Origin of the sequence: Gordonia aichiensis NBRC 108223 (assembly GCF_000332975.1) — a bacterium.
Taxonomy (GTDB): domain Bacteria; phylum Actinomycetota; class Actinomycetes; order Mycobacteriales; family Mycobacteriaceae; genus Gordonia; species Gordonia aichiensis.
In genome coordinates, this window is the sequence record NZ_BANR01000011.1 from 133,550 (window position 1) to 154,485 (window position 20,936).

A 20,936-nucleotide genomic window follows, 5' to 3' on the forward strand; every position below is an offset into this window, starting at 1 on the left:
CGGTGGGAATCCTCCCGCATTCAGCCTCGAACACCTACGCCAGATAGCGTTCCGCCGCTCGTCCATCACCGAGTTCTGCTCGCGCCTCGGGAGTCAACCAATAGAAGCGAAGCATCCAGAAGAGCCCGATACCTCCCGGCGTGTACGAGCCACTCTGCTCGAAGTTGTAAGCGCGTCCGCTCTCCGGTACGACGCAGATAGTGTGGCCGCTGTGGGATCGTCCTGCTTCGGGGTGGTCTTTGATGGTCGCGATGTTGTCCCACGGCACGTCGAGTCGCCGCATCCCGTCAAAGATCGTGATCGTGCTTGCGCCAAGCTGCACGCGGGGCGACCCGTGACGCGCGAGCATGAGTAAATGAGCCAACGCCGTCGCCGCGGCAACCGCCGCAGCGATAGAGAAGATGAGCCTTTGCTCGCCGGAGAGTTCGAGATCAATCAGATGCAGAGGCGCCAGTACTGCAAACGCGGTTTCAGCGATACCCAACGCACCTATTCCCGTGTTCGCGAGTGTTTGACTTTTCGCGTCCGGCAGGACAATCAGTCCCGTGGCTGACCACGCACATCGCGGCACGACGCGTTCCGCAATTCTGACGCGGTACGCGTTGACTGCAAGCGCGCCCGCCCCGATTCCCAAGGCGATCGACACGAGAACCGCCGGTAACGCCCCAACCACCAGTACGCGAATGGTCCACATCGCACACAGCATCGTGAAGACCACAAAGAGCCCGATCGAGAAGAGGAACTGGCCACGCCGATCGGTCCACGAGCCGGGTACCGGAAAGCGCGTCACCGACACGCGGCATCCCCAGCCTTTCGACGGTCGAACATATCGCCCAGCATCGGTTTCCTCATTGAACGTTCGAGAGGCTAATGTAGCAACTCGGACATTTCACCTACCGTCCGATTGCCGCCAGCGCGATCACCCATCCTTACTCGGCAGCTTCCAGCCGAACGTTGCGGTCGGGGGTGCGCTCTTCATGAACAACCGCGCCGGCCGCCCGCCGCCGACCCTTGTCTCCGGCACACCCATCTCGTCGACCTTTGGTTCCAGAAGCGGCTGCACGCGCCGGTTGAACGAGTCCCGCATCAGGCGTCGACCGAGGATCGCTTCATGCAGCTCACGCAGGTCCGACAGTGTGTACGGCTCGGGCAGCAGACCGTCGGGATCGGGACGGTCCTCGTAGCGTTCGCGAAGATTGTCAGTGGCGGATGCAATGATCTCGTCATGGTCGTAGAGCAACCGCTCCCCCGACGCGAGACGCCCGTCGACGTCGAGTGGAGCAAGCTCTCCGACGACGTCCGTCAGCGCCGAAGCGGGTTGTGCGACGGCATGCGCGATCGAGATCGTCCACCCGCGGGGATCTCGATCAGGATCGCTGAACACCGCGAGCAGATGCGGCCGGACGCGATCGGGTGAAAGTCCCAGCTTGAGTTCCAGAACCTCACGGACTGTCTCGTCGACGGTGCGCCGTTCTCGAATGAAACGTCCAGGAAGAGCCGCTTTTCCAGAGTCCGAATCACGTTGCACGACAACGTTCAACTGACCGTCGGCGACGGTCAGCACCGCGATGTCGACGGCGACGTTCGGGCGTGGATAGCTCGCGAGGCGAGGTCGTGAGGTCGTAGCCACCCCTTGACACTATTCGCATTTTCACTCAAACTACTAATCGCACTTCCGCGCAAAGTCGCCTCGGTTCGTTACCCGGGCGGGAACAGGAGCAGGTCATGAAGTTCTCCACCGCCCTCGACGTCGACGTCGTTGCCCACGAATCCGCCGATGAAGTCTCGGTGTTGATCGAACTGGAAGCACCCGAGGCGCCAACCACGGAACGGGCGCCCTCCGCTCTGCAGATCGTCCTGGACCGCAGCGGCTCGATGAGCGGTCCCCCGCTCGAGGGTGCCAAGAAGGCACTGGCCGGGGTCATCAGCCGACTCGACCCGCACGACGTCTTTGGCGTCGTCACCTTCGACAACGAGGCCCAGGTTGCCGTGCCCGCCGGCCTACTCGCTGACAAGGAGCGTGCCGCCGATCTCGTCGAATCGATTGTCTCGGGCGGCTCCACCGACCTGTCGTCGGGTTACCTTCGTGGCCTGCAGGAACTACGCCGCGCCGCCAAGCAGGTCGGAATCAGCGGCGGCACAGTGCTTGTCATCAGCGACGGACACGTCAACAGCGGCATCAGCGACGTCGACGAGTTCGCGTCCCTGACCGCCAAGGCTGCCGCCGACGGCATCGTGACCTCGACGCTCGGCTATGGACGTGGCTACGACGAGACACTGCTCGCAGCAATTGCTCGGTCCGGCAACGGGAACCACGTGTTTGCCGAGGACCCGGATGCAGCTGGTGCGGCGATCGGCGGTGAGGTTGACGGGTTGCTGTCGAAGGCCGTGCAGGCGGTGACACTGACCGTGCGGTTCATCCCGCAGGTGCAGGTGAGTCTGTACAACGATCTTCCCGCACACCAGGTGGCCGACGGCGAGGTTTCCATAGAGCTGGGCGACCTGTACGGCTCCGAAGCGCGAAAGCTGCTGCTGAAGTTGGCCGTTGACGGGATGTCGGGGTTGGGTGTCTCGCAGATCGCCGAGCTCGAGCTACGGTACGTCGAGTCGGCGACGCTTACTGAGCACACGGTGACGCTGCCGGTCACGGTGAACGTGGTGCCCGGTGATGAGGCGGATGGCCGGATCGCCGATCCGCGCGTGCAGTCGGAGAAGCTGTACCAGGAGGGCCAGGCCGCCAAGCTGCACGCGTCGGAAGCGTACGAGCGTGGCGATCTGGATGCCGGCAGCTCGTACCTGCAGGCCTCGCGGGACAGTCTGATCTCGTCGGCACTGCTCGCCGCACCTGCCGAGCGAAGCGCGATTGACGACGAGCTGTCGCTGATCGAGGAGCTCGGGACTGTTGGCGCTGCCGGTGACGCGGGCTACGTCTCGAAGATGACGCGGGACTCGTACCATCTCGGCAACCGGAAGCGCGGTCGGCGGGGATAGCCGGATCGATGGTCGAGCGTGTTCGCCGGTGGTTGAGCCGACCGCGAGGCGCCAGCCGAGCTGTCGAGTCGAAACCACCCCTCCCCCGGTGGTTGAGCCGACCGCGAGGCGCCAGTCGAGCCGTCGAGTCGAAACCACCCACCCATACCCGAAAGGCCTACCCACCAATGCAACTCATACCCGCGCAAGCGGACCGCGCCTCCGCGGTCCTCCTCGGCACCGGCATCGGCGACGCGCTCGGAGTTCCCTACGAATTCCAACCCCGACTCGGCCCAGAAGAAGTCCCAGTCATGAAAGGCGGCGGCCTCGGCAACTACGAACCCGGCGAGTGGAGCGACGACACCTCGATGGCGATGGCGATCGCCGAGGCTGTTGCCGGCGGTCACGACCTCACGTCCGAAGAGGGCCTCGACGCCGTTGCCCGCGGATTCATGCGCTGGTACACCGACTTCGACGGCAACCCGCCCGACATCGGCAACCAGACGCGGGCTGTCCTCAGCGCAACTTATCGTCGTCTGAAGTCAGATCCGACCGCGACAGCTTGCTCTGCAATGTTCGCGGAGTCCCAGGTCTTCGCCACTGCCAATCCGCACTCAGCCGGCAACGGGGCGCTGATGCGGACTGGACCGGTAGCGCTGGCTCACCTCGACGACCGCGAGACGCTCGCCGAGGCCGCCCGTGCCGTTGCCTCGCTCACCCATGCTGACGAACTCGCAGGAGACTCGTGCGTTCTGTGGAGCGAAGCAATCCGGGTAGCGATCATCGAGGGACGCATCGACATTCAGGCTGGCTTTGACCTGATATCCGACGAGCGTCGATCGCAGTGGCGCTCCTGGCTCGCTGACGCCACGACCCAGAGTCCGTCGCGCTTCACTCCCAACGGCTTCACGGTCACAGCGTTGCAGGCAGCCGCCTCATCCATCCTGCACACGCCAGCCGACGACGGCCCGACGCATGTCAGGGAGAGTCTCTACACCGCGATCCGGATCGGGGATGACACCGATACCGTTGCCGCAATCGCTGGCGGGCTCCTGGGCGCGCGGTGGGGGCGTGAAGCATTTGACGACCGATGGACCAATACAGTCCATGGCTGGCCGATGCTGGACGGGCATGCAACAGCCGCGATCGATCTTGCTCACCTTCCTTCGCGGCGTCGGCCTAAAAACGGCGGCTCTGGAAAGTAGCCGAACTACGGGTCGGGCGCCTGGCTTGGCTCAATTTTCACGGTTCGCGGGGCTGTGACCTGGTGTGTTAGGTGTCGGGGCAGACACCTAACGGGCGGCGTTTTAGGCCGCTCGAGTGGCGTTTGTGCGGACGGTGAAGACCAAGTCGGGAGCGACGGCTGTCCAGATCGTGGGGTCTAACCGTCGCGGATCCCGCGAGATTGAGGACCTCGGCTCGGCGCATACCGCTGCTGAAGTGGCGGCGTTGAAGGCCGCAGCCACCGATCGGCTGGCCGGCGGCCAGCAGTAACTCGACTTGGGGTTGGTGACTGCGGACGGGCCAGCCCCACTCCCGATCACCAGCTTGCGGATAGCGGTTCTGCTGGATGCGTTCACCGCCGTGTACGCCGAGCTCGAGTTCGCTTCGATCCCTAACTCCGACAGCGTGTGCGATGATCTCGTGATCGGCCTGATCATCGAACCGACAGCCAACTCGACTCCCTGCGTGTGGTCGCCGAAGCTGGACTCAGCCCGGTGTCGTACGTGACGCTCAAACGACGGATACCGGTCTACGCCGACCCCGTATGGCGGCAGAAATTGGCGAAATCGTGTTCCACGCATGCCAATATCGGGCCGGCAATGCTGTGTCTCTACGATGTGACGACCCTGTACTTCGAGACCGTCAACGCCGATGGGTTCCGTAAACCCGGCTTCTCCAATGATCTCGGCTCGAGACGTCTCCAACATCCGCAACCGCCTCAAAGCAGCCGGATTCCCTGTCACCAAAACATTGGAGACCTTCGATGTGGCCGCCTCATCGATCCCAGCGGACACCTTCGCTTACCTGATTTCGTTGGAATAGATGCGCGCACAATATAGTCTGGCGATCATCGGGCCCACCGGAACGCGCAAGAGCCACACTCTAATCGGGCTCAAGATCGCCGCAGTACACGCCGGGCACGAAGTGCGTCACCTCACCGCCATCGACCTCGTCGAAACGCTGTATCGCGGCATGGCCGACGACACCGTCGGCAAGATCATCGACACCACGCTACGCCAGAACCTCATCATCGTCGATGAAATGGGATTCGCACCCCTGGACAATACCGGCACCCAATTGTTATTCCGGCTCGTCGCCGGCGCCTACGATCGCCGCTACCTCGCGATCGCCTCCCCCTGGTCCTTCGCAAAAGGGGGGCCGACTCCTGCCCGAACACACTACCGCCGTCAGCATCCTCGACCGGCTCCTACATCACGCCATCATTTGCACCCGCAGCGATTCCTGCCGCGTGACCCACCGAACGGAGGCGCCCCACCACTAAACCAAACCGCACTGGGCGAGGACTTTCACCTGGCCATAGTGTTCGCCGCCTGACCATCAGCCGGTTCATCAGAAGCCGCACCGGCTGGTCGATCGAGAAGCTCGTCACCACCACACGCCGATACCGCATCACTGCCGCCTATCCACTACCTGGCGACCTCCAAGTCGCGATCACCGCCAGCCGAGAATTAAGCCAAGTCAGGCAAATCCAGGTCGGATTGCTCTGCGCCTACCCGAGATCCATGAACCATCACAGCTCCCGAAGAAGCGCGCTCGCTGGCCGTGTCGGCTCTGTCTGTCTGATAAACATGTATCTGTTGCTGATGAGCGGCAGCACCAAATCGCACTCGGGGATGATGATGGGACACCGAAGTGAGCGTTGACTACACGAACTGGGACTGATTACCCAAAGCGGCCGACGAAATACAGACGTATCTGAATCGACTACTGGCAGAGGCGGGTGTCGTTCCCCATGCTGTAACAGCAAGGTCCAAGTCAATTCGATCATTCATAAACAAGTGCGAAGCCAAGGGCTATGCGAACCCTATTCAGGAGGTTACCGACTCTGTCGCGGTGAGAATAATTACCTACTCGAGAACCGACTTGGATCGGTCAGTCGAACTAATCCGCGGCCGCTTGGCCATCAAGGATGGAGAGGATCGAAATCCAGGCGATACGTACCCGCCACGTCTTCGGGAATACGATTGCCACCATCTGGTGGTCACGGGTCACCGCGAGGATGCCGAACCGGGATGGCTCATCGCCGGCGGGAAGCTCTCCCAGTACTTTGATCGGTTTGGCGGACTTGAGAAACAGATCCGAACTGTCGCAGGGCATGCGTGGGCCGAGTTCGAGCACTCTCGGAGATACAAGGGAGCGCAGTACACAAAGATCGGCGAGAACGACAAAGAGACGATCGATCAGCTCTTCGGCGCAGCTTCAGACTGCAGACGCGCACTCGACGAGACATTCGTTGCAATCGACAGGATACTGGCCAACCCTGCGACAACACAGGTGCCAACCCAGTTGCCAGAGCCAAGCGCAAAAGACGACGAAAAAGTCGGCGTTGGTACAGGTGGCGCCCCTGTTGTCGAGACCAACCTCGCAGATTTTCTCGGAAATCGGTTCCCTGAGGACGAAGAAGGGTCCACAGCCGGGGTTGCATTCGCATGTGAACTGGTACGAGCGTGCGGCTTGCACACCATCGAATCTCTCGAGGTCGCGCTCGAGGATCAGGACAGCACGGAGATCCGCGCACTTATGAACGCGGACACGAAAGTCACACGGGTGAGACGCCTTGACGATGAACTGCTGGCCCGATTCGGCGAGAACTACATTGAAATGACTGGCGACATCGGAGTGGTCAGCACGCGTGCGAAGCAACTTGCATGGCGATTCGATAGGCTCCGCGGCAAGACCGGTTACAGCATGTATTCACTCGAAGGCGATGCATTCCCGGCTGACTTGCAGTCCGTATTGCTTCCCGCAGCACGAGCCGTGCGAGAGGTAGCGCGAATCGTCGCAACCAATGGGAGCAATCGAGATCTCCAGATTCCTGAGGTGCTCAGTTACGCGGACGACCTCCCCCGCCCCACCCGCCCGAAGAGGGTAGATCTCGACAACGGAGATTCACTGTGGATCGCGACGAACTTAGGTCGAGAATATGCGGAGTACCTGATTGACGAGATACTGGCGAGATCAAACGGCCTTGACCTCGCAGTCTGGAAGGACGGGAATCTGGTCGCCAGTGGCTCAAGGTGGGATTGACGATGATCGAATCCTCAACAGATCCGCCGATAGCTGCGGGACCGACCTTGACCGTCGCCCGTTCTGGCTCATTGAAGATCACCGGACCTACGCATATTCAGCGTATGACTGTCGACCACAACTTCAGCAGAAGCTCGGTTGGGCACGCGTTGCCAGCCAACCAACATTCTTGTTCCGGCGCGGCCGAAGGCTTGGTCTAGAGCTACAATCCCGTCATGCCGCCCGCTATTCTCGGCCCACCCAGCGGTGCCGCCGGCCACAACATTGTCGATCTCTTCGCAGGCCCGGGAGGTCTAGACGTAGCAGCCGCCTGGCTTGGAATCGAGACAACCGGTATCGAGTGGGATGAAGGTGCCTTCGCTACACGAGAGACGGCGAAGATCCACTCGCACAAGGGCGACGTCCGGGATTTCCACGCCGCAGATTTCCCCAACGCGAGCATTCTGGCCGCCGGCCCTCCCTGCCAGACGTTCACCGTGGCGGGTAAGGGCGCCGGCCGGCTCGCGCTCGACACCGTCCTCGCGTTCATCAAGCGGATGTCGGTCGGCGACAACATCACCGAGGATCTGAAGGGTCTGTCCGACGAGCGGACCGGCCTCGTCCTGGAGCCACTGCGGTGGGCACTGGATGCCACGGCACAAGAGCACCCTTACGAGGCGATCGTTCTCGAGCAGGTACCAGCGGTTCTGCCAGTATGGGAGGCCATGGAGGAGGTCCTACAAGGAATCGGATACCAGACCGTTTCTGGCGTCCTTCGGACCGAGGAATACGGGGTGCCGCAGACACGACGACGCGCCGTCCTCGTGGCGAATCTGACCTTCAAGCCTCAACTCCCGGCCCGCACCCACCAGCGATTCGCGCGCGATCAAGATCCGAGGCCCGGCTCCGTACCCACGTGGAAGCCCATGTCCGAAGCGTTATCCCTTCTCCCCGGATCTGCAAGGAACTACCCCTTCGAAGTCGTCTCCAACTACGGGTCCGGCGGTGACCCGAGGGCTCGTGGTCGGCGGCATTCCTCCGAACCATCGTTCACCGTGACCGGCAAGGTCACGCGCAATCGCATTCTCGACTCCAATGGCAAGTGGCGCAATCGCTTCAGCCACGCCGAAGCCGGCCTGCTCCAGACGTTTCCTCACGACTACCCATGGTCGGGTGTGGGTATCGGCCAGCAGATCGGGAACGCGATCCCTCCGCGTCTCGGTGCGCACGTTCTCTGCGCTGCATTGGGCCTGGAGGTCGCGGCTCACGACCTCGACAAAGTGGTCGCGCTCCCCTGGGCGAGGTCGCGCAACTCCCTCCGGCCGGCCCGTTCGCTGAGCGTTCTGTCAGACCCCTCCTGTAGTGATTGAGGGCTCAATAGGATCTCACCTGGGGCCCGCATCACGGGGATGCGGAGGATACAAGCGAGAAGTGAGTAGCAGTGATGAGCACGAACACCACAGCAGATGTCATCGAGACCGTACAGCAGCTCACGACGCTGGCCCTGAGAACCTATGAGATCAACCCTGGGTTGGTCGAGGAGCACGCCAATGGTGAGCGACGTATTCACCAGGGCGGATACGGTGATCGCCAGCTTTTCGAACTCATCCAGAACGCGGCCGACGAACTGCGACAGCCCGCGTTCTACGGCGGACGCATCGAGGCTGTTCTCACCGACACCCACCTCTACTGCGCCAACGAGGGCTCCCCCATCACGCCGGCCGGAGCCGAAACCATCCTTCGCATGGGCGTCTCACGCAAACGCGGCGGACAGATCGGGCGCTTCGGGGTCGGTGTGAAATCGGTACTATCCGTGACGAAGTCTCCACAGTTCTTCAGTACCTCGGGAGCCTTCGGTTTCGACGCAGATTGGTCGGCCCACAAGATAAGGACCGCAGTCAACGAAGCCCAGTCCAAGCAAGTACTCCCCGTGCTGGACCTCACCGACACCCCGGTGCTGCGACTCGCACGCCAACTCGATCCTGCCTCAGAACGCGCAGCAGACCCCATTCTCGACGCACTCCTCGCGTGGGCGACGACTGTCGTCCGCCTGCCATTGATTCCAGGTACCGCCGCTCAGTTGAACCGGAGCATGCATGCACCTGCTGCGCTCGGAACAACGGGCCAAGAGTTTCCTACACTGTTCCAGCTCTTCTCGCCCCATGTCGGGACGGTCGTCCTTGACGACCGCAGTGTTCTTCCCGTCGTACGCCGGGAGTTGACCATCGGTCACGACGGTGATGTGTCGGTCATTCATCAGTCACGGACCGGACTCCACTCGGCGGACGAACGCTACCGAGTCTTCACTGTCGAGCACGTCGTCACCGATGAGGTGCGCGCCACGTCAGGCGAATTGCACGATCGTGCGACGCTCGACATCGCGTGGGCTGTTCCCGACTATCGGATCGACAACTCCGGTGAAGAGCCGCTGTGGACGGTGCCAGCCGAACGCGGCACGTTCTGGTCATACTTCCCCACGAAGTACTCGATGACTCTCAGCGGAGCGCTGAATGCGGCGTGGAAGACCAACGAGGACCGTCAGAATCTGCTCGACAGCGCAGATCTCAACCGCGAATTGCTCGATGTCGCAGCACGGTTGGTCATCGATTCTCTACCGGAACTCGTCGTTGACCAGGACCCGGCCGCCTATCTCGCGCTGCTGCCCGGACGGACGCGGGAGTCACCGAACTGGGCGTGCAAGTACCTCGCCGGCAAGGTATGGGAGCTTGCATCCACCTACCCCTCACTGCCCGACCAGGATGGGTGCCTCCGCGAACCCGGCGCTCTGAGATTCAGACCTGAGGACGTCGGACACGTGACGTTGAAACTGTGGTCCGAGTACCCCGGCCGTCCGAAGAACTGGGTACACCACTCTGTTGACGCCGTCGGATTACGGCGCGGCAAGATGAGGCACATCCTCGACGCGTGCCGCGGTCTCGAGCCCGCGTCCATCACCGAGTGGCTCGAGGCACTGGTCGCCGACGGGTCGGAGAAGGGGTCGATAGCCGCCCTGCGCGTGCTCAGCCGGCTCATTTCCCACGACATCGCCGGGAACGGAAAACTACTGGCAGAGGCCAAATCTGCGAAGGTCGTGCTGACGTCGTCCGGGAACCTGGTGGCACCGTTGCCGGGTGGCGTGTTTCGCCGAACATCCGACGACGTCCTGCGTGACGACCTCGTCTACGTCGCAGATTCCATCGCCGACGACCCGGACATGGGCAGGATCCTCGATCAGCTGGGCATCCGCGAAGCAGACCCGGACGGGCGATTCCGCAGCATACTCGACCAGGGCTTCACCGGCTACACCGACGACCACTGGATCAGGTTCTGGCAGTTACTGCGCACAGCGGGGGGTGCCAGTCAGACCCGCGCCATCCTCGACAAATACCCCGACGCCGCAACCGTTCTGAGAGTACGCAACATCGCAGGTGACTTCGTCGCCGCAGGCAGTTGCCTGCTACCGGGTCCCGTCGTTCCCGCCGACGGCTCAAGGGACCGAGACGTCGCTGTTGACATGACGTTCCACGGCGACGACCGGTCCACGCTTCGCGCTCTCGGGATGAAGGACCGACCCGAGATCGCCGGGCACGAATGTGAATCGGAGCAGTGGTTCGCCGACTATCGCCAAGCGATGTACGAAGATTACTGCGCAGCACTTCCCGGGATCAGCAGGCGTGTCATGCCGGATACGCTTCGGATCGAGGGCGGCGCCATCGCCGGACCACTTCGCGTCTTCCGCCGACTGTCCGACGAGGGACGCGCCAAGTTCATCGCGTCCACTCCACCTGAGGGTCTCGTCATCAACTGGACGAGACAGGTTGGACGACAGTCGAATACGCGTACTGAGATTCCATCGCCCATCCGGTGGCTCTACAGCAAGTACGGATACACCGAGACCAGCGTCGGGCTGCAACTCGTCAGCGACGCAGTCGGACCTGAACTTGCCGAGTTCAGAGACTATCTCCCTGTATCGCAATTGTCACCGGCCCTCGCCCAACGACTGCGACTCCGTTCGACGGTGAAGCAGCTTCGACCCACTGAGTGGCAAGCATTGCTGGATCGGGTCAAACAAAGCACCGACGACGCTGCCATCGGAAAGTCCTATGCCCTGCTAATCCGGGTGGCGCTCGATCTTCTCAACGAGGAGACCGGCGTGCGCTGTCGTGTCGGGTCGCACTGGGATTTCCGGCCCGATCACGAAGTCGCCGTCGCCACGAAACGTGCAGAGTTCGACGAGCTTGTCCGCCAACAGCAACCCGCACTATTCGTGGCAGACCCCGGCGATGCCGATCAAGCCGAATTCATGATCACCGAATGGGGAATGCACCGATACAGCGATGTGATCGAGAAGGAGATCCGCCCCGTTCTGGTCGGACCTGCGTCTCCCCTCGCCGACGCATTGCCCGCGTTCAAGACCAACCCGGGTGAGCGCGTGATCCGCGGCGTCTCACTACAGCTGTGCTCGGAACTCGACGAGATCACACGAACCCCGTCCGGGGCGACACCGAAAGCTCTCGAGAGTGCGCGTGACGCCGACACCGTTTGGGTGCGCGCCGATCTGCCCCTTCTCGACCAGATGGCGGCGGTGGACCGCGCCCTCGGATTCGGGCTCGGCCGGAACACTTGTGAGCGACTCCTCGAGCATCACGCGAAACTGGTTGAGTCCCAGAAGTTCAGAGAGCAGGTTGCCCGTGTTCGAAATGCGCCAACCATTCCGGAGAAGCTGTCACTGCTGCTTCCGAGTGACCAACTGCGCGCGGGACTCCCCGATGGTCTGATCGCTAGCGAGAAGCATGAATCGGGCCGTGAACCGGGCCCCGAGCGCCTCGCCGAACTCGCCTACAACGCCTTCGATGACGCCGTACTCCGAGAGTACGCAAGCGACATCCGGTCAACCTTCGAAACAGCACCGGCGCACTTCGACGGTGGTCCGTCTGCCCGAAAGTTCGTCTCTGACCTGGGCTTCCCCGACTCCTTCGCGGGGGCACGTATCCCCGCACCGCCGCAGCGTGAGGATGCCCATGGGCCGGTGGACTTTCCGGCCCTCCACCCCTATCAGGACGAGATCGCGCGGCGCTTCGTCGGCTTCCTCATCGAACCCACACCGAGCCGCGCGATGCTCAGCCTTCCCACCGGAGCGGGTAAGACACGTGTCGCCGCCGAGGCTGTGATCCGCTGGATCGGGCAGGCCGGGGTTCCCGGAGGGCCCATCCTGTGGATTGCCCCGACTGCCGAGCTCTGCGAGCAGGCCATCCAGTCGTGGAAGTTCGTGTGGGAGCATGTAGGACCGGTCACAAATCTGGTGCTCGATCGGTTCTGGGGAGGCAATTCGGCCACACCGGTCACCGGACGCCCGCATCTGGTCGTCGCCACCGACGCGAAACTCGATGAACGCCTCGACACCGACGACTACGAATGGCTTCGCAGCGCGTCACTGGTAATCGTCGACGAGGCGCACGGCGCCACATCCCCCCGGTACACACGAATCCTCGAGTTGTTGGGTCTCACCAGAAGCAAGACGCTAAGAAACCTCGTGGGTCTGACAGCCACTCCTTTCCGGAACGATGCCGAACTCACCCGCCGGCTCGCAGGCCGGTTCGGCAATTATCGCCTCGACGACGGTGTACTCGGAGACAATCCGATCGCACGACTGCAGGAACTCAACATCCTTTCGCGCGTCGAGCACACCGAGCTGGAAGGTATGCGCCTGCAACTCTCCGAGTTCGAACTCGCCGAAGCCGCAAAGATGAACGGGGTGCTCCCCAAGAGTGCTGAACGCCGCCTCGCTGCCGATGAGGCTCGCAATTCCGAACTGATCAAACGGATCACAGCTCTGCCCGACGACTGGCCTGTTCTGGTATTCGCCACCTCCGTCGACCATGCCAAGGTCCTCGCAGCGAAACTCAACGACCGTGGCATTCGTTCGGTGGCAATCGATTCCGGCACCCCGGTAGCCGATCGCAGACGCAGCATCGAGGAGTTCCGCAAGCAGAACATCCGTGTCATCACCAACTACGGCGTGTTGTCGCAAGGCTTCGACGCTCCGGCAACCCGTGCGGTGGTCATCGCCCGACCGGTCTACAGCGCCAACATGTACCAACAGATGGTCGGACGCGGTCTCCGCGGAACCCGCAACGGCGGCAAGGATGAATGCCTCATTCTCGACGTCAAGGACAACATCATCAACTTCGACAATCAGCTGGCATTCAACGAATTCGAGTATCTCTGGAACGGCGCACCTGCTGTGTAACTGCGCGAAGTGGTATTCCGCGATGGTCGAGCTTCGAGTTCAGTACAGCTCCGGTGCGAATACCTTCACGACCTCCGCTTCCGGATCGAATCCTCCGTCGGTTCGAGTCACCTTTGCGGATTTCTTGCGACCCTCTTGAATGGCTTGAGCTTGGGATCGCGCCCTGACAATGCCTATGCGGTAGCCCTTGCTCTCGACGGTTTTGATCCGCATTTGAAGGTTGTGGGCAGACGAGTATCCAACCCATTGAACAACTTTCCCAGTGCATTTCTGGTTGGCGTATACCGCCCATGCGAAGCCGAATCGAGTGGGCTTCAGAATTGCTGGGACCGGATTGCCGGCGAGGTCGAACAGCGCTGCGTGCTCCCAAACGCCACCATTCTTGTCAATCTTGCGCTGTAGTTTTCCTTCTGGACTCCGAGGAGGAAACGTACTCGGATCCGCAAGAGCTTCGACGGCAACGATCCCCTTGGGAAGTTTTCCGACGGTACGTTTCGCCGGGGTGGGAACGTTGACGGCCGCAGGTGGCGGCGGTGGGCTCGCATTCTGCCCGGCCGTCGCTGGTGCGGGGGTGGTCGGGGGTGCGCTATCAGGCTTCGATTCACGTTCTCCGATAATCAGCATCGGCTTTCTGTCACGATCGTGGATGTCGCCGACAACGACCATCTCAAAACCTGCGGCATGGAACCGATTGATCGTCGCCGACAGGTCCGGACGCATCGCAAGCAACTCATCCAGGGTTGCGGAGGAGCTCGATAGCTCCAGCCGCAGAGCGTCGACGTGTTGCGCGTCGAGTTTGGAAGTCGAGTGATGTGTAGTTCCTCGAGGACCAGCCGCAGGGTCTTCTCTGCGTCTATTGTCATTTGGGTGCGGAGTCAACTCCGGTTCCTTTCCTGACTTGGAATTCTTTCGGGGACCTATTGCGGACAGACCAGTAGATTTTTCCAGAATGATCGCGACCTCCACTCCCCCTGCGCGGACGGGACGCATTTCGAGCCACGGGATTCTCGGATGTCTACGCCTCAGTCAGATACCCCGCCAACGTCTCTCGCGTGTTCTCATCAACCACCCAGTCATTGAAGCCGACACCGAACACGGTCTTGTTGGAGATTGTTGACTTGACGGTTCCGGCAGCAACGGCGGGATTGCGGAATGTTCTGCCGGACAACGACGCCGCTCCCTGCGCGCGAACGATCTCCAACTCCGATGACTCGGGATCGAAGAAGCCGACCACTCGACATCCTTCGTAGTCGAGGACCACACGCAACCGGCCTTCGGCCCACACCAAGCCCGGTGTCGTTGCTACCGGCACCTGCTCTTCCTGCGGAGCCGCGGTATCCAACTGCGCGACATCGATGTCCGGCTTTGCCTCCGACTCAACGGGAATCGTCGTGGCTGTCCGAGCCCTGGCGGCGCGGGCAGCCACCTCTCCAGGTGTCGGCACACACGCCCTCGCCCACGCGGCGGGCGTGTTCTCGGGCTCCGAAAGCTTCAGCAGGTCCCAGCGCCCGAGTCCATCTTTGACGACCCATGCTTCGATGTTGATGTGGGTGTCGTGGCGGTCCCGGGGATTGCTCTTGGCCCGCGCATCGATGACGTACTTCACTCGCTTCGAGTACGGTCCCACAGGCGCAATGTAGAATGCGGGTGGCATTTCGCTCTGATCGAGGAAGACCACCGCGTCGTGTTCCCGGCTGCCCTGCCACAAGTACTGGTCCTGCGTGCTGATCCGCCAGCTTCCTCCGGCTCCGCTGTGTACACGGACCACCCTGCTCTGCCCCTGAGAATTGCTGACTATAAGTGTTCCGCGCGAATGCTCGTCGGATGTCCGCGCCGTCCAGCCCTGGGCTTCGACCTGTTCGATCACAGCACGTAGCGCCGGCCCGATGGGAGCTTTCGCCTCCACGGTATCTGAATCAGACGTGCCCACACGGACGTGGACAGCTTCGTCCGGTGCCGAATCCTTTTCGTACTCGGTATGTTCGAACTCGGCTACTCGACCGCCGAGCGCCGCCCACAGCTCGGATAGACGCGCACCAGAAACTGAACCGAGTACCAACGAGCGATCACCCAGCCAACCCTGAATACCCGCTTGCTGCAACGGCTTCTCTCCATTGGCGTTGAAGATCTGGGCCAACGCGTCAAGTGCAACAACCCGATCGTCCACGGTGTCCGATCCGCGACCACCGAGGCCGACTGTCTCGTCACCGATCCGCATCCAGGTGATGTCGTCGAAGCCCTGCATGAGGGCTTGTTCGACCTCGAGATCCGGTAAGACCTCGCGCAGCTCGCGCCAGGTCACGATCCCTTCGTGTTCCGCGAAGATGTCGAGGATTGCGTCCCGGGGATTCCACACCGCGGGCGCGACCACAGTGGTCGGCTCATCTACCTCCGCGTCATCTTCTGGCGTTGAGGTCGGTGCGAGCCACTCACTCAGACGCCGTGCAGCGTCACGCGGGTCCAGGTCATCGCGCTCGGCCGCAACCGCAAACAACTCATCGAGATGGGTTTCCGCGGTCGAACCCACATCAGGGTCCTCGACCGTCGCGTTCACGTACACAACGACCATCGCGGTTCGCCCGGCCCAATCCGCGGGATGAACCACGCGACCCATCCGCTGCAGCATCTGTGCACGACTACGGGCAGAGGCCGTCACGATGCCTACCTGCGACGTGGGGACCGCGACGCCCTCATCGAGTAACCGGGAGGTGGCCAACACATCGACCGAGCCACTCGCATAGCGACCGAGCATGAATGCGACGTCGCCGTTCTCCGGGACGGCGTCGGTGACCACGCCAGAATTTCGGGCGGCCGTGGCAATTGCCGCCGACGTTTCGTATGACGCCGTGAATACGGTGGTTCGGCGTGAGTCTGCGACACCTCGGGCGATCACCTCGACGGCCGCAACCTTGGACTTGCATTCCGATAGAACCCACTTGCGAGCGTCGAGGGCCTCCAGGTACTCACGCGCCAAGAAGCTGATCTCACCGACGAGGGAGCCGGAATCGATCTCACGCGCGGTCTCGTACACGCCACCGCTGAGATCGACACCTGTGTCGCGGAGTTTGCGTTCGGCCCGGTCGATGCGCGCGGTGAGTCCGTCGTACTTCTCCCGCTCAGGGACCGAGAATCGGACGCCGACCGTCAACACCAAGGGCTCACCGAGGATCCCCTCGTTCACTGCACGACGATAGTCGCAGCCTTCGATACGAGCGCCGAAGTAGGGTCGCAAAATTCGCTCCGCCTGCGGATTCGACCACTCGTAAGACGCCGTCAGGCCAAGCTTCTCGGTGATCTCCTGACGCGGGAAGACGACGTCGGTGTAATCGGCGACACCGAGTCGTTGGATCTCGTCGACAACCAGCAACCCAGCGTCTCGGAACGCCGTCAGGTGTCGCTTGCCCAGTCCGGCAACCGTGGTGACGACGACCTGCTCACGAATCGCGAGCGCCTTGGAGCCGTCTGGTGCGCCGATCTCCACGCCGGGGAACGCCGCCTCCAGGGTGCTGCGCCACTGGTCGACGAGGTCACGGTCAGGAGCCAGGACCAGTGCCGGGACTCCCCGTCGCCGCGCCTCGGCAATGGCCGCGATGCCCACGTCGGTCTTGCCCGCACCGGTGACCGCCTCGATGACGCCGGACCGCCCGGCGGCGAGCCACTTCTGAAAGGCCTCGACCTGCCAGGGCCGCAGCGGCCTATTCATGCCCAGCCGATGCGCAAGATCATCCGATGAGACGACACGCCATTCGTCGGCGCCTTCCGGCGGTTGAACGAATACCTGATCGTTGTCGAGGAGAACCTTCTGCACTGCGGTCACGGTCTGCGAAAGGCGTTCGGCCAGTTCAACGGACGTCAACGGACCGACTCGAGTGATCTCGCCCAGAACCGAATCACCGAGTGTCTGCATTGTCCCGTGTCCCCTGTCGTCGCCGTCCGCTAGGTTTGAACTTCAAAGTATTAGATCAACTGACACTGACGAGGTTCACCACCATGAAGGCCGAGGGGAAGCTTGTCCGCGAATTGTTCGAGGGCGAGCAATGCCTGGTCGTACCTGTCTTCCAACGACCGTACGTGTGGAATCGGGTCCGCAACTGGGAACCGCTGTGGGCCGACATCGTCGCCATGGCCGAGTCCATGTCCACCAACACCTCATCGGAGCCACACTTCCTCGGCGCGGTGGTCCTCGATTCCACAGACAAGGACGCCGCCGACATCAGCGTCCTGCAGGTCATCGACGGACAGCAACGCATCACCACCCTCCAGATCGCTCTCTGCGCCATCCGTGACGCTTTCACCACTGCCCAGGTCGAGCGCGTCTTCATCAAGGCCCTGCACAAACTGGTCACCAATGAGGATCAACTCTCGACGGAAACCTTCGCCCCGTACAAGGTGTGGCCCACACTCCGGGACCGCGGGGTCTTCGCCTCGATCGTGGATAACACCCAGCCAGAGGACGAACCCGATTCGCGTCTCGCCGACGCCTACCAGTTCTTCTACGAGGAGACCCTGACCTGGCTTACCGAGAACGAGGCGGACCGCGCGGCCATCAAGTCACTTGTTGACGCGCTGCGGATCGGTCTGCAAGTGGTCGTCATCGAGCTCACCGCCAACGACAACGCGCAGGTGATCTTCGAAAGCCTCAATGATCGCGGGACGCCGCTGCTGCCCAGCGACCTCGTCAAGAACTCGCTGTTCCAGCAGTTGGAGCGAGCAGGCGCCGACGTCGAGCAGATCTTCGACGATCACTGGCGTCGATTGGAGACGCCGTTCTGGCAGGAAGAGGTCAGGCAGGGCCGCTTGATCAGGACGCGTGTGGACGCGTTCTTTGCCCACTACCTCACCATGCGTACCGGTGACGAGGTCTCGGCCACCGGCCTGTTCAACCGGTTCAAAGACTTGTCCGTGGGCATGTCGCGCGACGATCTCGTCGCACTGACTCGAGAGATCGCGGAGTGCAGCGACCTCTACCGAGGCATCGTCGATCGCTCCGGTGATGATGCCCACGACCGACTCCTCGAGACTGCCGAGACGCTGGACACCACGGTCCTGTCTCCGGTGGTTCTCTATCTCGATCGCCGGGCAGACGAGGCCGATCGCGCCGAGGCCTTCGGATATATCGAGTCGTGGCTTGTCAGACGAGCCGTGGTGCGATCGACCAGCAAGAACTACAACCGGATGTTGCTCGATCTCCTGAAGATCCTGCAGCGCAGTACCACGCCCTTCGCGCCCACCGTACGGACGTTCTTCCTGGAAAACACCTCGGAATCCGGACGATGGCCGACCGACGGCGAGATCCGTGACGCGCTGATATCTGCGCCCATCTTCAAGAACCTCACGCGCGCCCGAATGCGCATGGTGCTGCGCGGCTGCGAGCGCGGCCTGCGATCGGACGCGCAGCAGATTCCCGATCTCGACTCTCTGGAGCATGCGTTGCTCGCGACCGCAAGCGACGACGTCGACGAAACACTCCGCGGCGCTTTGGGCAATCTAACTCTGTTCCCGCGGTCTCGGGATCTGACGAGGGCCACCGACTGGCCTGCTCGCCGAGCAATTCTGTCGAGCTCGGATCTCGCGTTGAACCAGCAACTCCCAGAATCGCTTTCCGGGATTGAGATCACTGTCCGTGGCTCGCGCCTTGCGGGCGGCTTTTGCCAGACATGGCCACACCCCGATTCACCGACAACCGTCACGCCGGATGACGACGCTGACGTGAGAACCGCACCCGAAGCGCCCGCCTGGGTTGACGAAGCATGGTCAGAAATCCAAGAGTTCTTCGAAGGACTACCCGTCGGATCGGTGTCACGGGTCGAGGACCGCGTCTCGCGGATAGCACCCACTGAGAGCGGATCTATGGATGTCTTGACGCAGGACCCTCTGGCGGGCTACGCCTTTCGTGAGATCGCCGGGACACTCTACATCGAGAAAGTACCCGGCGAAGCTCCGATTCCGGCACCAGATATCACTGCCCTGGCCGCCGGCCAGCGCGTCGAACCGAGCTTCGCGAACACGGTGCCAGAGACCACCGACGGGACAAGGGCCAGGGTTTTCTACGAGGAAACCATCAGTGATCTGATGATCGCGGGCTTCATCAAGGAGGGCGACACCGTCTACCACGAGCAGCCTCGCAAGGGCCGCTCATTCGCGGCCCGTATCGGTCGAGCAGGCCGAATCCTTGTCGGAAACCGTGAGTATGACAGCCCTTCGGGAGCCTTATCCGATGCGGTGGGATCCAGCCGAAATGGTTGGCGGGATTGGCGACTCGAACGAACTGGTGAGACACTCGAGCAGGTTCGGGAACGGTTTCGGCGGCACCGACGCAGCAGTTGACCTTATTTGCGTGCAGTAGCCGGTACACATCTTTGGGTTTACAGTCGAAGCCCGCTCGTGACAGGAATCAAGCGTGGCAAAGGACCATTTCATTCCCGCCGGACTTCTTGCTCGATTCACCGACGACCCGAAAGACTCCTCCCGCCTTTCAAAGGTATGGTCACTGAGAAGCAACGGCGTGCGCGCACTGGTCCGTGCTGAGTCGATTGGATATAGTCGCAACCTGTACGACGTTGATGGTGAGATGTTTCCGACTCGCGGTACTCGCGCGGTTGACTCTGTCTGGGACTCGTACGAGCCTGACTTGTCCCGTGCGCTCGACAAGCTGATCGGCGGTTCGGTCACCGCCTCCGAGTGGATCAACATACTTGTGCCTTTCGTCGCCGCATCGTTCGGACGCGACCGAGGTTACAAAGCGCGCGTGGTGGGCAGGTTCGCCCGAGAGATCGATGTTGATCGCCAAGAATTCGGCGAGTTGGTCCTGAATGACACCAACATCGCCATCAACCGTATTTTGGAGATGGAGAGGTTTGCATCGCGAGCCCTGGCATGCGAGTGGACGGTGTGCGAAGTCCGTGATGACCTGGTCATACCTGACATAGGCTACTGCTTGGAACTAGTCCACGAATACCCGGACATCATTAGTATGCAGTTCCCAATCGGGAGGCGACATCTCCTCATACTCACTCCCCGCCCGTGTGGTCTAATTCTTAAGAAGTCCAATGGCGGATGGGCGCCAACGATTTCCTACGCTCGCCTTGAGGTACCCAGCGAACTGCTGAATCGTGCGCTTGCCACCACCGCGCAAGACTTCGTCGTTGGCACGCGCACCTCAATCGACCAGGTGAAGGCCGACGATCTAAGTCAATACACTTGGGAAACGATTGACCAGATTCTCGAACAGTGGCCATTCCGGGTGGACACACGAAACCTCAGCGGTCTCCGGCGGGCCGTGCAAGAAATCGTCGATGGCAACCTTGATTCGCTTGATCATGTCTATTTGGACCCACTCCTGGCAATTTCCGAACTCGAGCCACAGGCCGAATTGGTCTCGGCGATCGGGCGGAGGGTCCCAGCTGACGCCTTTCTCACTCTTCACCGAAACGGACTGGATCTGTCCGTAGACTAACCAACTGAG

The 20,936-nt window shown here is 61.7% G+C and carries 11 protein-coding genes and 2 pseudogenes; 9 read left to right on the plus strand and 4 right to left on the minus strand.

Features of this window, described 5'->3' with window-relative positions:
* Positions 1-34: 34 nt before the first annotated feature.
* Both GOACH_RS13200 and GOACH_RS13205 read right to left on the minus strand, forming a co-directional pair.
* On the minus strand, positions 35-796 hold the full coding sequence (locus tag GOACH_RS13200; RefSeq protein WP_005175381.1) for a hypothetical protein: 762 nt from the start codon (positions 794-796) through the stop codon (positions 35-37).
* A gap of 123 nt (positions 797-919) precedes the next feature.
* Positions 920-1,630 carry an NUDIX hydrolase gene (locus GOACH_RS13205; RefSeq protein ID WP_005175382.1) on the minus strand — a complete coding sequence of 237 codons (711 nt, stop codon included), beginning with the start codon at positions 1,628-1,630 and terminating at the stop codon, positions 920-922.
* A 95-nt stretch (positions 1,631-1,725) separates the two neighbouring features.
* On the opposite strand from GOACH_RS13205, the gene GOACH_RS13210 reads away from it, so the two are divergent.
* The 7 genes and pseudogenes from GOACH_RS13210 (at position 1,726) to GOACH_RS13240 (ending at position 13,471) form a co-directional block, all read left to right on the plus strand.
* The gene (locus tag GOACH_RS13210) at positions 1,726-2,991 is read left to right on the plus strand and encodes a vWA domain-containing protein (protein ID WP_005175383.1); all 1,266 of its coding nucleotides are present in this window, start codon (positions 1,726-1,728) and stop codon (positions 2,989-2,991) included.
* A 167-nt stretch (positions 2,992-3,158) separates the two neighbouring features.
* Positions 3,159-4,175: an ADP-ribosylglycohydrolase family protein gene (locus tag GOACH_RS13215; protein ID WP_005175384.1), complete on the plus strand. Its 1,017-nt coding sequence runs from the start codon at positions 3,159-3,161 to the stop codon at positions 4,173-4,175.
* Between the two features lie 115 nt (positions 4,176-4,290).
* Positions 4,291-4,898 (plus strand): annotated as a pseudogene (locus tag GOACH_RS24705) (IS1634 family transposase); the annotation flags it as partial.
* Positions 4,876-5,476, plus strand: a pseudogene (locus tag GOACH_RS13225) (ATP-binding protein); the annotation flags it as partial. The pseudogenes GOACH_RS24705 and GOACH_RS13225, both read left to right, overlap by 23 nt.
* Positions 5,477-5,973: 497 nt before the next feature.
* Positions 5,974-7,242, plus strand: coding sequence for a RelA/SpoT-related domain-containing protein (locus tag GOACH_RS13230; RefSeq protein WP_281168902.1), 1,269 nt, complete (start codon positions 5,974-5,976; stop codon positions 7,240-7,242).
* Positions 7,243-7,457: 215 nt separating this feature from the next.
* A complete protein-coding gene (locus GOACH_RS13235) occupies positions 7,458-8,591 on the plus strand; it encodes a DNA cytosine methyltransferase (protein WP_005175390.1) in 1,134 nt (377 codons plus the stop codon).
* A 74-nt stretch (positions 8,592-8,665) separates the two neighbouring features.
* A complete protein-coding gene (locus GOACH_RS13240) occupies positions 8,666-13,471 on the plus strand; it encodes a DEAD/DEAH box helicase (RefSeq protein ID WP_040518622.1) in 4,806 nt (1,601 codons plus the stop codon).
* A gap of 39 nt (positions 13,472-13,510) precedes the next feature.
* On the opposite strand, the gene GOACH_RS13245 is transcribed toward GOACH_RS13240, so the two are convergent.
* Both GOACH_RS13245 and GOACH_RS13250 read right to left on the minus strand, forming a co-directional pair.
* Entirely contained in the window at positions 13,511-14,437 is a 927-nt protein-coding gene (locus tag GOACH_RS13245) for a hypothetical protein (protein WP_169330869.1), read from the minus strand.
* Between the two features lie 49 nt (positions 14,438-14,486).
* Positions 14,487-17,378: a DEAD/DEAH box helicase gene (locus GOACH_RS13250; RefSeq protein ID WP_005175396.1), complete on the minus strand. Its 2,892-nt coding sequence runs from the start codon at positions 17,376-17,378 to the stop codon at positions 14,487-14,489.
* Positions 17,379-17,461: 83 nt separating this feature from the next.
* On the opposite strand from GOACH_RS13250, the gene GOACH_RS13255 reads away from it, so the two are divergent.
* Together GOACH_RS13255 and GOACH_RS13260 are read left to right on the plus strand one after the other, a co-directional pair.
* A complete protein-coding gene (locus GOACH_RS13255) occupies positions 17,462-19,798 on the plus strand; it encodes a GmrSD restriction endonuclease domain-containing protein (protein WP_005175397.1) in 2,337 nt (778 codons plus the stop codon).
* A gap of 73 nt (positions 19,799-19,871) precedes the next feature.
* On the plus strand, positions 19,872-20,927 hold the full coding sequence (locus tag GOACH_RS13260; RefSeq protein ID WP_005175399.1) for a DUF4238 domain-containing protein: 1,056 nt from the start codon (positions 19,872-19,874) through the stop codon (positions 20,925-20,927).
* Positions 20,928-20,936 lie beyond the last annotated feature (9 nt).

Excerpts from the sequence above, each read along its gene's own strand:
- GOACH_RS13210 (WP_005175383.1), top strand. The coding sequence starts at position 1,726 with ATGAAGTTCTCCACCGCCCTCGACGTCGACGTCGTTGCCCACGAATCC.
- GOACH_RS13215 (WP_005175384.1), top strand. The coding sequence starts at position 3,159 with ATGCAACTCATACCCGCGCAAGCGGACCGCGCCTCCGCGGTCCTCCTC.
- GOACH_RS13235 (WP_005175390.1), top strand. The coding sequence starts at position 7,458 with ATGCCGCCCGCTATTCTCGGCCCACCCAGCGGTGCCGCCGGCCACAAC.
- GOACH_RS13240 (WP_040518622.1), top strand. The coding sequence starts at position 8,666 with ATGAGCACGAACACCACAGCAGATGTCATCGAGACCGTACAGCAGCTC.
- GOACH_RS13250 (WP_005175396.1), bottom strand. The coding sequence starts at position 17,378 with ATGCAGACACTCGGTGATTCGGTTCTGGGCGAGATCACTCGAGTCGGT.
- GOACH_RS13255 (WP_005175397.1), top strand. The coding sequence starts at position 17,462 with ATGAAGGCCGAGGGGAAGCTTGTCCGCGAATTGTTCGAGGGCGAGCAA.